This window comes from Streptococcus sp. HMSC062H02 (assembly GCF_001813005.1).
GTDB lineage: Bacteria > Bacillota > Bacilli > Lactobacillales > Streptococcaceae > Streptococcus > Streptococcus oralis_S.
On the sequence record NZ_KV811100.1, the window covers coordinates 166,401 to 179,985 of the forward strand.

A 13,585-nucleotide genomic window follows, 5' to 3' on the forward strand; every position below is an offset into this window, starting at 1 on the left:
TAAAATCGTTAAAGGCAAGTCGAAGACTTGCTAAAGGGATATGCACCGCCGTACTGTTATGTGGGGATTTTTGAAACCTTGGGTTCAAAAATCAGTCAGCTAAATCCACTTTGATGAGACTGTTGGAAATCTTAGTTTATTTGGTATAAGATTTCCTTACAGACTCACAAAAGTTAGTTAGCGACATCCCCAGTACCTAAGGGGCATATCAAAAAAGATTGAAGAAAATGTAAAGGAAAAAACATGACAAAAAACTTATTAGTAGAACTCGGTCTTGAAGAGTTACCAGCCTATGTGGTAACTCCAAGTGAAAAACAACTAGGTGAAAAAATGGCAGCCTTCCTCAAAGAAAATCGTCTTTCCTTTGAAGCCATTCAAACCTTCTCAACACCACGTCGTTTGGCTGTTCGTGTGACTGGGCTTGCAGACAAGCAATCTGATTTGACAGAAGATTTCAAGGGTCCAGCAAAGAAAATTGCCTTGGATAGTGCTGGAAACTTCACCAAAGCAGCTCAAGGATTTGTCCGTGGGAAAGGCTTGACAGTTGAAGATATTGAATTCCGTGAAATCAAGGGTGAAGAATATGTCTATGTTACCAAGGAAGAAGTGGGGCAACCAGTTGAAGCCATTGTTCCAGGTGTAGTAGACGTCTTGAAGTCACTGACATTCCCTGTCAGCATGCACTGGGCTAACAACACCTTTGAATATATCCGCCCTGTACACACTTTGATTGTTCTTTTAGATGAAGAAGAGTTTGACTTGGATTTCCTTGATATCAAGGGCGGTCGTGTGAGTCGCGGCCATCGTTTCTTGGGGCAAGAAACTAAGATTCAGTCAGCATTGAGCTATGAAGAAGACCTTCGTAAACAATTTGTAATTGCGGATCCTCGTGAACGTGAGCAAATGATTGTTGACCAAATTAAAGCCATCGAAGCTGAACATGGTGTACGTATCGAAATTGATGCGGACTTGCTGAATGAAGTCTTGAACTTAGTTGAATACCCAACTGCCTTCATGGGAAGTTTTGATGCCAAATACCTTGAAGTTCCAGAAGAAGTTTTGGTAACTTCGATGAAAGAACACCAACGTTATTTTGTTGTTCGTAATCAAGATGGTAAACTCTTGCCAAACTTCATTTCTGTTCGTAACGGAAACGCAGAGCATTTGGAAAATGTTATCAAGGGTAATGAAAAAGTCTTAGTTGCACGCTTGGAAGACGGAGAATTCTTCTGGCGTGAAGACCAAAAATTGGTGATTTCTGACCTTGTTGAAAAATTAAACAACGTCACCTTCCACGAAAAGATTGGTTCTCTTCGTGAACACATGATTCGTACTGGTCAGATTGCTATTCTCTTGGCAGAAAAAGCTGGCTTGTCAGTGGATGAAACAGTTGACCTAGCGCGTGCAGCAGCCATTTACAAGTTTGACTTGTTGACGGGTATGGTTGGTGAGTTTGATGAACTCCAAGGTATTATGGGTGAAAAATATGCCCTCCTTGCTGGGGAAACGCCAGCAGTCGCAGCAGCCATTCGTGAACACTACATGCCGACATCTGCTGACGGAGAACTTCCAGAGAGCAAGGTTGGGGCAGTTCTAGCCATTGCAGATAAATTGGATACGATTTTGAGTTTCTTCTCAGTAGGTTTGATTCCATCAGGTTCTAATGATCCTTATGCTCTTCGTCGTGCGACTCAAGGTGTAGTTCGTATCTTGGATGCTTTTGGTTGGCACATTGCTATGGATGAGCTGATCGATAGCCTTTATGCTTTGAAATTTGACAGCTTGACTTATGAAAATAAAGCAGAGGTTATGGACTTTATTAAGGCTCGTGTTGATAAGATGATGGGTTCTACTCCAAAAGACATTAAGGAGGCAGTCCTTGCAAGTTCGAACTTTGTCGTGGCGGATATGTTGGAAGCAGCAAGTGCTCTTGTAGAAGCAAGCAAAGAAGAAAACTTCAAATCGTCTGTCGAATCCCTGTCACGTGCTTTCAACTTGGCTGAAAAAGCCGAAGGAACTGACACGGTTGATCCTGCTCTCTTTGAGAATGAAGAAGAGAAAGCCTTGGCAGAAGTAGTAGAATCACTCGTTTTGTCAGGAACTGCAAGCCAGCAATTAGAACAACTCTTTGCGCTTAGCCCAGTTATTGATGCTTTCTTTGAAAATACCATGGTAATGGCTGAAGATCAGACTGTCCGACAAAATCGCTTGGCAATCTTATCGCAACTAACCAAGAAAGCAGCTAAACTCGCTCGTTTTAACCAAATCAATACTAAATAAACTCAGTCGAACGGACTGTATCTTATCACAAAGGAGAAGAAATGGATCCGAAAAAAATCGCTCGTATTAACGAGCTTGCTAAAAAGAAAAAAACAGAAGGTTTAACTTCTGCTGAAAAAGTGGAACAAGCTAAACTTCGTGAGGAGTACATCGAAGGCTATCGTCGTTCTGTTCGTCACCACATTGAAGGAATCAAAATTGTGGACGAGGAAGGAAATGATGTCACACCAGAAAAACTACGCCAAGTACAACGTGAAAAAGGTTTGCATGGGCGTAGTTTAGATGATCCCAACTCATAAAATGAAAGGGGTTTGTAGATGATTTACAAGCCCCTTTTCTTTTTCAATAAAAAAGAAGGAACCATTTGGCTCCTTTTTGGTTTCTTAGTTGCTTGCACCAGAAGTAGCGTCAGCGTCACCACCGTGGCCTCCAGCATCACCTGAATCAGAAGCACCAGAAGTAGCATCGGCGTCTCCATGACCTCCAGCAGCAGGGGCAAATGGTCCGCTACCACCCACCAAACGTTGACCAGTCTCTTTTAGGTACCAGTCAAGCCATGGTTGGAAGTTAAAGACAATTTCATTGATACCAGCGTATGATCCATCAGGATAGTACATTGCTTGGTAGTTGTGTGTGTTGATGACACCTGCAGGAGAACCTGGAACGATCGTACGGACGTATTCTTGGTTTCCGTTGCGAAGTGTTCCGATAACCCACTCTACATTCTTCATACGTGCTGGTGGAAGAGAACCATGAACAGTCGACATACGGCTACCTGATTGAGGTGGTACACGTTTAGCAAACATGGTGTCTGGATCTTGGTGAGCGTTGTTGTAGTAGAGGAATTGGTTGTTGTCGTCAGCGTATGTCAATTCAAATGGCATAGCTTTCAAGAACATATCGATTTGGTTAACTGTAAGGATACCGTGGTCCAGTTTGACATAGGTATCACCAGAAACAGCTCCAGTGATTGCTGCAACTTTTTCTACCCATTCTGGATCGTCAGGATCAACTTCAGTAATGGTTGTATCAATTGGTTTTCCACAATCCAAGTCTTCTGGTTCGATTGGTTTTGGTTTTTTCAATTTCGAAACGACTCCTACGTATTTAACAAAGTTATCTAAGCAAGTTTCAAGGAATTTAACAGTTCCTTCGTTGGTGATGTTTCCATTGTTATCAAAAGCTTCTTTGGCTTTACCAAGAAGGAATTCGTTACCTGGAAGCGTGTAGGCATTAACACCTGGAGCATCAAGGATTTTACGAAGGTGAACTTGGGCACGTGATGTTCCTTGGTCATAGTATGATGCTCCCACAATCATAACAGGTTTGTTTTCAAATGGATGAACTTCGTATGAAAGCCATTCGAGTACAGATTTGAGTGAAGCTGAGATAGTGTGGTTGTGCTCAGGAGTAGCGATAATGACACCATCAGCACGTGTAATCTTGTTATACAAGAAACGCAATTGGAAGCTTTCGTCCCATTTTTCGTCTTGGTTAAACATTGGAACTTCGTCAATTTCAAGGACTTCTAATTCAAATTTGAATTTGAAATTGCGACGAATAAATTCCAAGAGTTTGCGGTTATATGATTGATCGTAGTTTGATCCAACAAGTCCAACAAATTTCATTCTTTCGGTCTCCTATCTTACAAATTTTCCCAGTCAAATTCTTCAGCATCTTTGCGAAGCAATTCTTGTGCATTGCGCAATTTTTCAGTAATTTTCACAAAGATACGGAAGTCATCAAAGATGGCATCCAATTTCTTGATGACGTCAAGGTCAACCAAGTCGCCACTTGGGTTAAATGCTTGAAGAGAGTGTGAGAGCAAGAATTCATCTGGAAGAACATTTGCCTTGATTTCAGGAGCATTCAAGATTTGACGAAGTTGCAATTGGGCACGAGATGAACCAAGTGTACCGTAAGAAGCACCAGTGATCATGATTGGTTTGTTCAAAAGTGGGTAGATACCGTAAGATAGCCAAGCAAGAGCGCTCATCAAAACGGCAGGGATAGAGTGGTCGTACTCAGGAGTACCGATAATGACACCATCAGATGCTTCAATTTTAGCAGCAATTTCAAGAATTTCAGCAGGAAGAAGTTTATCTGCTGGTTTGTTGAAAACAGGAATGTCCTTAATTTCAACGAGTTCAATTTCAGCTTTATCTGCAAAGTGTTTTTGCATGTATTGGAGCAATTGGCGGTTTGTAGAACGTTTAGAGTTCGTTCCAACAATGGCAATAAGTTTTAGCATGAGATTTCCTTTCTCTTTTTACATAATACAATTTTGAAGGCCTGAAGAACATGCAAGGCGTCCCTCTTTGTCGATGAGGATGGCTTCAATTCCATCTATACTTTCGACTTGCCAGAGGATAGAAGCGCTTCGTTCTCCGAAAAGGCGCGTTGTCCATACCTCACCATCAACGGATTTATCAGAGATAATCGTTAGGCTAGCGAGATCGGTTTCGACAGGGAATCCTGTCTCACTATCAAAGATATGGTGATAGTCTTTTCCATCTACTGTCAGGTGGCGTTCATAGATACCTGAAGTGACAACGGATTTGTTAGAAGCAGGAATGGTTAGGAGATGGTTGCCACGAGGATTTCGCGGATCTTGAATCCCAATCTGCCAGGCTTTCCCTTCTTTGGCTTGGTTATCCCCGATGGTGAGGATATTTCCTCCGAGATTGATCAGTGCAGAGGTGACACCGTGTTCTTTCAAATACTGGGCAACCTTATCTGCACTATAGCCCTTGGCTAAACAACCTAAATCAAGCTTCATTCCTTTCTTCTTTAAAAAAACAGTAGAGTTAGTCGGATCCAACTTGATAAAATGCGGGTCAACTAGAGGCAAGACAGCTTCGATTTCGTTTAACTCTGGAAGTCGTGCATCTGCAAATCCGATTCGCCAGGTTTGAATCAAGGGACCAATACTGATATTTAGATGGCTAGAGGGAGCTAGGCTGTGCTCTAGTCCAAGAGCAATCAGTTCAAATAGGTCAGGATGAACCTTAACAGGTGCGATTCCAGCCTTGTAGTTGATTTCCATCAGTTCGGATTCTTGACTATTGGCGTTGAAGCGGTATTCGAGCTCCTTGAGCAAATCAAAGGCTCCTTGAAGTAGGCAATCAGCCTGTTCATCTACTAATGAAATCGTGATAGTTGTTCCCATTAGCCGTTCAGAACGTGAATGAAGAGGCAAGCTACCAGCTCCTTTCTCTTTATAGGAAATCATTCAATATAAGGTCGTTAAAGAAAAATTAAACCCCTTACATTTTCTTTCCATGTATCTAGCATATCATAAAGTCAGCGTTTTCACAAATGAATTTTGACAAAAAGTCAAGAAATATGCTCAAAATTAATATGAAAACGATAGAAAAATTAGATTCATCAATGTTAAGTGTATTTTTTTCTGAAAAAAAGAGAATTCTGAGCAAATATCTTGTAAACGCTAACAGTAAATGATATACTAGGAAGGTAAATCAAAAATTAAAGGTAGGAATTTTTCTATGAGTAAAATCGTTGTAGTTGGTGCTAACCACGCTGGTACAGCTTGTATTAATACGATGTTGGACAACTTCGGACATGAGAACGAAATCGTAGTATTTGACCAAAACTCAAATATTTCATTCCTTGGTTGTGGAATGGCGCTTTGGATCGGGGAACAAATTGATGGCCCAGAAGGTCTCTTCTACTCTGATAAAGAAAAATTGGAAGCAAAAGGTGCTAAAGTTTACATGAACTCACCAGTTCTTTCAATTGACTACGATAACAAAGTTGTGACTGCAGAAGTTGAAGGAAAAGAGCACAAAGAGTCTTATGATAAATTGATCTTTGCAACTGGTTCAACTCCAATCTTGCCTCCAATCGAAGGTGTTGAAATCGTTAAGGGCAACCGCGAATTCAAAGCGACTCTTGAAAATGTACAATTTGTTAAATTGTACCAAAACGCTGAAGAAGTTATTGAAAAACTTGAAGACAAGAGCAAACACCTTGAGCGCATTGCCGTTGTTGGTGGTGGTTACATCGGTGTTGAACTTGCAGAAGCCTTTGAGCGTCTTGGAAAAGAAGTGGTACTTGTCGATATCGTAGACACAGTCTTGAACGGCTACTATGATAAAGACTTCACTCAAATGATGGCGAAGAACTTGGAAGACCACAACATCCGCTTGGCTCTTGGTCAAACAGTTAAAGCCATCCAAGGTGATGGAAAAGTTGAACGCTTGGTAACAGACAAAGAAACATTTGATGTAGATATGGTGGTTCTTGCTGTTGGCTTCCGTCCAAACACAGCTCTTGCTGATGGTAAGATTGAACTCTTCCGTAACGGTGCCTTCCTTGTAGATAAGAAACAAGAAACATCTATCCCAGGTGTATACGCTGTTGGTGACTGTGCAACTGTTTATGACAATGCTCGTAAAGACACTAGCTACATCGCTCTTGCATCTAACGCTGTACGTACTGGTATCGTTGGTGCTTACAATGCTTGTGGACATGAATTGGAAGGAATTGGTGTACAAGGATCAAACGGTATTTCTATCTACGGTCTTCACATGGTTTCGACTGGTTTGACTCTTGAAAAAGCCAAAGCTGCAGGCTATAATGCAACTGAAACTGGCTTTAACGATCTTCAAAAACCAGAATTTATCAAACATGACAACCACGAAGTTGCCATCAAGATTGTTTTTGATAAAGACAGCCGCGAAATCCTTGGTGCACAAATGGTTTCACATGATGCAGCTATCAGTATGGGAATCCACATGTTCTCACTTGCTATCCAAGAGCATGTAACAATCGATAAATTGGCCTTGACAGATCTCTTCTTCTTGCCACACTTTAACAAACCATACAATTACATTACAATGGCTGCACTTACAGCTGAAAAATAAAAATTGACGAGCTATCTGGCCTTAGGTTAAGGTCAGATAGTTTTTTAGTTATACTCTTCGAAAATCAAATTCAAACCACGTCAGCTTCGCCTTACCGTATATATGTTACTGACTTCGTCAGTTCTATCTACAACCTCAAAGCAGTGCTTTGAGCAACCTGCGGCTAGCTTCCTAGTTTGCTCTTTGATTTTCATTGAGTATCAATCTGTACCCATACAATTATCCTTTTTTTATCTTGTACTTCATTCTAATCTGGCTTAAAATGAAATGGTAGCTACCAATACAAATGATGAGGATTAAGAAATGACTGAAAATCGTTATGAACTAAATAAAAACTTGGCACAGATGCTCAAAGGTGGGGTTATCATGGACGTTCAAAACCCTGAACAGGCCCGTATCGCAGAGGCTGCTGGTGCGGCTGCTGTGATGGCCTTGGAACGGATTCCAGCTGATATTCGTGCAGCTGGTGGGGTTTCCCGTATGAGCGATCCAAAGATGATTAAGGAAATCCAAGAAGCGGTCAGCATTCCAGTGATGGCCAAGGTCAGAATTGGGCATTTTGTTGAAGCTCAGATTTTAGAGGCTATTGAGATTGACTATATCGATGAGAGTGAAGTGCTGTCTCCAGCAGACGATCGTTTCCATGTAGATAAGAAGGAATTTCAAGTTCCTTTTGTCTGTGGAGCTAAGGACTTGGGTGAAGCCTTGCGTCGTATCGCTGAAGGAGCTTCCATGATTCGCACAAAAGGAGAACCGGGGACAGGAGATATTGTTCAAGCCGTTCGCCATATGCGTATGATGAATCAGGAAATTCGCCGTATTCAAAATCTCCGTGAGGATGAACTTTATGTGGCTGCCAAGGACTTGCAAGTCCCTGTTGAATTGGTCCAATACGTCCATGAACATGGAAAATTACCAGTTGTAAACTTCGCAGCTGGAGGTGTGGCAACGCCAGCAGATGCTGCGCTGATGATGCAATTGGGGGCAGAGGGCGTCTTTGTCGGTTCAGGTATTTTCAAGTCAGGCGATCCTGTTAAACGAGCAAGTGCTATTGTTAAAGCTGTAACCAATTATCAAAATCCTCAAATTCTAGCTCAAATCTCTGAAGATCTAGGGGAAGCCATGGTTGGAATTAATGAGAATGAAATCCAAATTCTCATGGCTGAGCGAGGAAAATAGATGAAAATCGGAATATTAGCCTTGCAAGGTGCCTTTGCAGAGCATGAAAAAGTGCTAGATAAACTAGGAGTCGCTAGTGTCCAAATCAGAAATTTAGATGATTTTCAGAAACATCAGAGTGACTTGGCGGGTTTGATATTACCTGGTGGGGAGTCTACAACCATGGGCAAGCTCTTGCGTGACCAGAACATGCTGCTTCCCATCCGAGAAGCTATTTTATCTGGACTCCCAGTCTTTGGAACCTGCGCCGGTTTGATTTTGCTGGCTAAGGAAATCACTTCTCAGGAAGAAAGTCATCTTGGAACCATGGATATAGTGGTTGAGCGCAATGCTTATGGACGCCAACTAGGAAGCTTCTATACAGAGGCAGAATGTAAGGGAGTCGGTCAGATTCCCATGACTTTTATCCGTGGACCGATTATCAGCAGTGTTGGAGAGGGTGTAGAAATTCTAGCAACAGTTGATGATCAAATCGTTGCTGCGCAAGAACAGAATATGCTGGTAACCTCTTTTCATCCAGAATTGACAGATGATGTTCGCTTGCACCAGTATTTTATCAATATGTGTAAAGAAAAAAGTTGAGAAAAGATTCTCAACTTTTTTACATGTAATAAACAATGGCGATGTACTGAAGTGCAGACGCAGCTAAGATAAAGAGATGCCAGATCATGTGGAAATAAGGTTTTTTCTTAGCGTAAAATCCAGCTCCAACTGTATAACAGAGTCCGCCAGTTACCATGAGACTCCAGAAAATTGGTGTTGTTTGACTGATAATGGCAGGAATGATAGCCAGAACCAACCAGCCCATGATCAGGTAAAGGGCAAGGCTGAATTTCTCATTGACCTTTTTAGCAAAGATTTTATAAAGGATGCCAAAGATGGTCGTTCCCCACTGAATGGCAATAATGAGATAGCCAAACCAGTTATTCATCAAAGTCAATACAACCGGCGTATAAGAGCCTGCGATAGCCACGTAAATCATAGAATGGTCGATGATTCGCAAGACGTATTTGTGGGTCGAACCGTAGGCCATAGAGTGGTAAATGGTTGATGAGAGGAACATGAGAAAGAGACTGATAACAAAGATAGAAACGCCAAAAGATGATAAAAATCCGTGTGCTTCATAACTATAGGTGGATGAAATGGGGAGTAGGATGAGCATGATAACCGCACCCACAGCATGGGTCACGCTATTGGCAATCTCCTCTCCAAAACTGAGTTTTTTACTGAGTTTTAAACTGGTATTCATTGGATTTCCTCCTCTTCTTTGATAAGGATTAAGTCTAGAGTTTGATGATAGAGTTTAACCGTTTGACAACTGGTTTGGATAATAGGATTTTCTGGATCAATCCCATGGTTCATGTAGTCCACAAAAGCATCGTAGAGCTGGTCTGAGCTCGCTTGAGTTTGTAGAGTATTAAGTGTCTGAGCGATTTCTTGGATCGAAAAGACAGACTTGAGAGTGGTGATAGCAATTAAACGGGCAATCTGTTTGCGTTGGTATTTTTTCTTGTCAGGCTTTGTCAGGTAACCGTGTTTGACATAGTTATTGACCATGGATGCTGTTAGCCCCTTGTCCTTATCTGGAGAGATAGGGGCACAGACTTGATTGACATAAAGTAAAACCTGATCCAGATAGAGGTCAATGTTTGGAATGTCTTCCCATTTTGGGTAGGAAAAGTTAGAATTCATTTCCAACTCCTTTTTATCTAGTTTTGATAACTAGATTATAAAATAATAAAAAACAAAAGTCAAGTTTCAACTGCTTGTAGAAAGCTTTAAATTATGCTATGATGAGAGAAACTAGTTAGAAATGAGGGGAAAAGATGGAGATTCGTTTAGCTTTTCCAAACGAAGTAGATGCGATTATGCAGGTGATGGAGGATGCCAAAAAGTGCTTAGCCAAGTCTGGTAGCGACCAGTGGCAAAATGGCTATCCAAATGCCGACATCATTATTGATGATATCATCTCTGGTCAAGCTTATGTGGCCTTGGAAGAAGGAGAACTGCTAGCCTATGCTGCTGTGACCAAGAGCCCAGAGGAAGCCTATGAAGCCATTTATGAAGGGAGTTGGCAGGGGGGAGAATCAGAATATCTGGTCTTTCACCGTATCGCTGTGGCAGCAGATGTCCAAGGACAAGGTGTTGCTCAGACTTTCCTAGAAGGCTTGATTGAAGGTTTTGATTATCTAGATTTTCGTTCAGATACGCATGCAGAAAACAAGGTTATGCAGCATATCTTTGAAAAGCTAGGCTTCCAAAAGGTTGGTAAGGTTCCAGTTGATGGGGAACGTTTGGCCTATCAGAAATTAAAAAAATGAAGCAGAAAAAGTACGCAAAAATGCTCTACCCGTCGCCAATTGGAACCTTATCCTTAGTTGCTGACGAGCAATATCTGTATGGAATTTGGGTACAGGACCAAACCCATTTTGAGAGGGGATTAGGGGATGAAACGATAGAAGAAGTTGCTAGCCATCCTGTATTAGAGCAAGTTATTTCCTATTTAGATACCTATTTCGAAGGCAGTGTTCAGGACCTATCAGACTTACCTTTGGCTCCTATTGGAACGGATTTTGAAAAGCGAGTCTGGACTTATTTACAGGCCATTCCTTATGGTCAGACAGTAACTTACGGACAAATAGCGCAAGACCTGCAAGTGGCTTCTGCTCAAGCGATTGGCGGAGCAGTGGGGCGTAATCCTTGGTCCATACTCGTACCCTGCCATCGTGTGCTGGGATCAGGCAATCGTCTGACAGGCTATGCATCTGGAGTCGAAAAGAAAGCCTGGCTCTTGCAACATGAAGGTGCAGCATTTCAAGAAAATAAAAAATAGAAAGAAAAGAAGATGTTAGAATTTATCGAATATCCAAAATGTTCAACTTGTAAGAAAGCAAAAAATGAATTGGATAAACTTGGACTGGAATACCAAGATGTCCACATCGTAGAAGAAACACCAAGTGAAGAAGTGATTTTGAACTGGTTGGAATCTTCCGGTTTTGAAGTGAAACAATTTTTCAATACTAGCGGGATCAAATACCGTGAACTGGGCTTGAAAGATAAGGTGGGAAGTTTGTCAAAACAAGAAGCAGCCAAGCTTCTAGCGAGTGATGGTATGTTATTGAAACGTCCAATTTTGGTGGAGAATGGTGCTGTTAAACAAATCGGCTATAGAAAAACCTATGAGGACTTAGGTTTGAGATAGTTTTTATTTATCTCCTTGATAGGTAAAATATATAGCCTCCCTGTTTTAAAGTGTGATAAACTAGAAGATAGACAAAGTCTGAGCAGCCCGTAGCAAATAATTTGCTTGCGCGCAGAAGTATGATAGAATGAATCATTATCAGGAGAGGATGTTTTTATGACTGTTACAACATTTTTAGCATCAGATTGGTACCAAAGTTTGATGCAATTCATTCCGGATGGTAAGCTCTTTAGTTTGCGTTCGGTCTTTGATGGAATTCCAAGGATTGTCCAACAATTGCCTACAACCTTGATGTTGACGCTTGGAGGTGCACTCTTTGGTTTGCTACTTGCCCTAATTTTTGCCATTGTTAAGATCAATCGTGTTAGGATTTTATATCCCTTGCAAGCCTTTTTCGTTAGCTTCTTAAAAGGTACCCCAATCCTAGTTCAACTTATGTTGACCTACTATGGAATTCCTTTGTTACTGAAAGCTATCAACCAACAATGGGGAACTGGTCTCAATATCAATGCGATTCCAGCAGCGCTTTTTGCGATTGTGGCCTTTGCTTTTAATGAGGCGGCTTATGCAAGTGAAACGATTCGTGCGGCCATCCTTTCTGTTAATCCCGGTGAAATTGAGGCGGCACGCAGTTTGGGTATGACGCGAGCGCAAGTTTATCGTCGCGTGATTATTCCAAATGCGGCGGTAGTTGCGACTCCAACCTTGATTAATTCCCTCATCGGTTTGACCAAGGGGACTTCTCTAGCCTTTAGCGCAGGTGTTGTGGAGGTCTTTGCCCAAGCTCAGATTTTAGGTGGAGCTGATTATCGCTATTTTGAACGTTTCATCTCCGTAGCCCTTGTCTATTGGGTAGTCAATATCGGAATTGAAAGCCTCGGCCGTTTCATCGAGAGAAAAATGGCTATCTCAGCACCGGATACAGTGTCTACAGATGTGAAAGGAGACCTTCGTTAATGATTAAGATTTCGAATTTAAGCAAATCCTTTTCAGGACAGACAGTCTTGAATCATCTGAACTTGGATATCCAAAAAGGTGAGGTAGTGGCTTTGATTGGTTCATCTGGAGCTGGGAAATCAACCTTTCTTCGAAGTTTAAATTATCTTGAAACTCCAGATAGTGGAACGATTCAGATTGACAATTTTAAAGTTGATTTTTCTCAGATTAGCCAAGAAGAAATTCTAACCCTTCGTCGCAAGTTGTCTATGGTTTTCCAACAGTTTAATTTGTTTGAACGCCGAACTGCTCTTGACAATGTCAAGGAAGGTTTGATTGTCGTTAAAAAATTATCGGACGAGGAAGCAACAAAAATCGCTAAGGAAGAGTTGGCCAAGGTTGGTCTTTCTGATCGTGAAAACCATTATCCTCGCCATTTATCAGGTGGACAAAAGCAACGGGTTGCCCTCGCGCGTGCGCTTGCTATGAAACCAGATGTCTTGCTCTTGGACGAACCAACATCAGCTCTTGATCCAGAATTGGTCGGAGAAGTGGAAAAATCTATTGCAGATGCCGCTAAGTCTGGTCAGACCATGATCTTGGTTAGTCACGATATGTCTTTTGTAGCCCAAGTGGCAGATAAGATTTTGTTCCTAGATAAAGGGAAAATCATCGAGTCAGGCACACCGGATGAAATCATCAATCATCCGAAAGAAGAACGGACAAAAGAATTTTTTGCTAGTTACAAACGGACTTATATTTGATATAATAGAAAAAGGAAAACTCAGTTAGTTGGACTAGCTGAGTTTACTCTTTAAAAAAGATAGAAACGAGAGAGATCATGCTACTGCATTTATTTTCTTTATATTTCGAGAGTTTGATCTTAACGACCATCCTTGTCGTGATTTTTCTGGGGATTTGGATTGGATTGAGAGCCATGTCTGGTGTGGACAAGACAGCCAAAGCTCGCCAAGCTCATCTCTATGATATGATTATGATTGGAGTTTTGGTCGTTCCGGTGTTATCCTTTGCCGTCATGAGTTTGCTCTTGGTTTTCAAGGCATAATCCTTGCGTGACTAGCAAGAATGAGTTAGAATAAAG

At 41.5% G+C, this 13,585-nt stretch carries 16 protein-coding genes; 11 read left to right on the forward strand and 5 right to left on the reverse strand.

Annotated elements, in window-relative coordinates; translation table 11 throughout:
• Positions 1-243 precede the first annotated feature (243 nt).
• On the forward strand, positions 244-2,280 hold the full coding sequence (gene glyS, locus HMPREF2885_RS02765) for a glycine--tRNA ligase subunit beta (protein WP_070656996.1): 2,037 nt from the start codon (positions 244-246) through the stop codon (positions 2,278-2,280).
• A gap of 41 nt (positions 2,281-2,321) precedes the next feature.
• Entirely contained in the window at positions 2,322-2,579 is a 258-nt protein-coding gene (locus tag HMPREF2885_RS02770) for a DUF896 family protein (protein ID WP_000371291.1), read from the forward strand.
• 84 nt (positions 2,580-2,663) lie between these two features.
• Here the strand turns inward: HMPREF2885_RS02770 and HMPREF2885_RS02775 are convergent, their stop codons facing one another.
• From HMPREF2885_RS02775 to HMPREF2885_RS02785, 3 genes are read right to left on the reverse strand one after another with little or no spacing between them, the layout of a single operon-like run.
• Complete coding sequence (locus tag HMPREF2885_RS02775; RefSeq protein ID WP_070656997.1) at positions 2,664-3,908, reverse strand: NAD(P)H-dependent oxidoreductase; 1,245 nt, start codon at positions 3,906-3,908, stop codon at positions 2,664-2,666.
• Positions 3,909-3,925: 17 nt separating this feature from the next.
• Positions 3,926-4,531 (reverse strand): NADPH-dependent FMN reductase, encoded by a 606-nt coding sequence (locus HMPREF2885_RS02780; protein WP_000915929.1) that lies wholly within the window; start codon positions 4,529-4,531, stop codon positions 3,926-3,928.
• A gap of 18 nt (positions 4,532-4,549) precedes the next feature.
• Positions 4,550-5,479 (reverse strand): FAD:protein FMN transferase, encoded by a 930-nt coding sequence (locus HMPREF2885_RS02785; RefSeq protein ID WP_070657012.1) that lies wholly within the window; start codon positions 5,477-5,479, stop codon positions 4,550-4,552.
• 307 nt (positions 5,480-5,786) lie between these two features.
• Between HMPREF2885_RS02785 and nox the strand changes: the two genes are divergently transcribed.
• The 3 genes from nox (at position 5,787) to pdxT (ending at position 8,927) form a co-directional block, all read left to right on the forward strand.
• On the forward strand, positions 5,787-7,166 hold the full coding sequence (gene nox / locus HMPREF2885_RS02790) for a H2O-forming NADH oxidase (RefSeq protein WP_000036761.1): 1,380 nt from the start codon (positions 5,787-5,789) through the stop codon (positions 7,164-7,166).
• 303 nt (positions 7,167-7,469) lie between these two features.
• Positions 7,470-8,345 (forward strand): pyridoxal 5'-phosphate synthase lyase subunit PdxS, encoded by an 876-nt coding sequence (gene pdxS / locus HMPREF2885_RS02795; protein WP_000138520.1) that lies wholly within the window; start codon positions 7,470-7,472, stop codon positions 8,343-8,345.
• A complete protein-coding gene (pdxT, locus tag HMPREF2885_RS02800) occupies positions 8,346-8,927 on the forward strand; it encodes a pyridoxal 5'-phosphate synthase glutaminase subunit PdxT (protein WP_070656998.1) in 582 nt (193 codons plus the stop codon).
• 19 nt (positions 8,928-8,946) lie between these two features.
• Here the strand turns inward: pdxT and HMPREF2885_RS02805 are convergent, their stop codons facing one another.
• Both HMPREF2885_RS02805 and HMPREF2885_RS02810 read right to left on the reverse strand, forming a co-directional pair.
• Positions 8,947-9,594, reverse strand: coding sequence for a PAQR family membrane homeostasis protein TrhA (locus HMPREF2885_RS02805; protein WP_001097972.1), 648 nt, complete (start codon positions 9,592-9,594; stop codon positions 8,947-8,949).
• Entirely contained in the window at positions 9,591-10,037 is a 447-nt protein-coding gene (locus tag HMPREF2885_RS02810) for a DUF1836 domain-containing protein (protein WP_001087578.1), read from the reverse strand. The genes HMPREF2885_RS02805 and HMPREF2885_RS02810 overlap by 4 nt, the downstream gene beginning before the upstream one ends.
• A 134-nt stretch (positions 10,038-10,171) precedes the next feature.
• Between HMPREF2885_RS02810 and HMPREF2885_RS02815 the strand changes: the two genes are divergently transcribed.
• The 6 genes from HMPREF2885_RS02815 to HMPREF2885_RS02840 all read left to right on the forward strand — a co-directional run bounded on the left by HMPREF2885_RS02815 (position 10,172) and on the right by HMPREF2885_RS02840 (position 13,549).
• The gene (locus tag HMPREF2885_RS02815; protein WP_049550341.1) at positions 10,172-10,666 is read left to right on the forward strand and encodes a GNAT family N-acetyltransferase; all 495 of its coding nucleotides are present in this window, start codon (positions 10,172-10,174) and stop codon (positions 10,664-10,666) included.
• On the forward strand, positions 10,663-11,178 hold the full coding sequence (locus HMPREF2885_RS02820; protein ID WP_049520740.1) for a methylated-DNA--[protein]-cysteine S-methyltransferase: 516 nt from the start codon (positions 10,663-10,665) through the stop codon (positions 11,176-11,178). Before HMPREF2885_RS02815 ends, HMPREF2885_RS02820 begins: the two co-directional genes overlap by 4 nt.
• A 12-nt stretch (positions 11,179-11,190) precedes the next feature.
• Positions 11,191-11,547: an arsenate reductase family protein gene (locus tag HMPREF2885_RS02825; protein ID WP_049550342.1), complete on the forward strand. Its 357-nt coding sequence runs from the start codon at positions 11,191-11,193 to the stop codon at positions 11,545-11,547.
• A 156-nt stretch (positions 11,548-11,703) separates the two neighbouring features.
• Positions 11,704-12,504 carry an amino acid ABC transporter permease gene (locus tag HMPREF2885_RS02830; protein ID WP_000219157.1) on the forward strand — a complete coding sequence of 267 codons (801 nt, stop codon included), beginning with the start codon at positions 11,704-11,706 and terminating at the stop codon, positions 12,502-12,504.
• Positions 12,504-13,247, forward strand: coding sequence for an amino acid ABC transporter ATP-binding protein (locus tag HMPREF2885_RS02835; RefSeq protein WP_000590996.1), 744 nt, complete (start codon positions 12,504-12,506; stop codon positions 13,245-13,247). The genes HMPREF2885_RS02830 and HMPREF2885_RS02835 overlap by 1 nt, the downstream gene beginning before the upstream one ends.
• 77 nt (positions 13,248-13,324) lie before the next feature.
• Positions 13,325-13,549, forward strand: coding sequence for a DUF4059 family protein (locus HMPREF2885_RS02840; protein ID WP_000924294.1), 225 nt, complete (start codon positions 13,325-13,327; stop codon positions 13,547-13,549).
• The last annotated feature ends 36 nt before the right edge of the window (positions 13,550-13,585 follow it).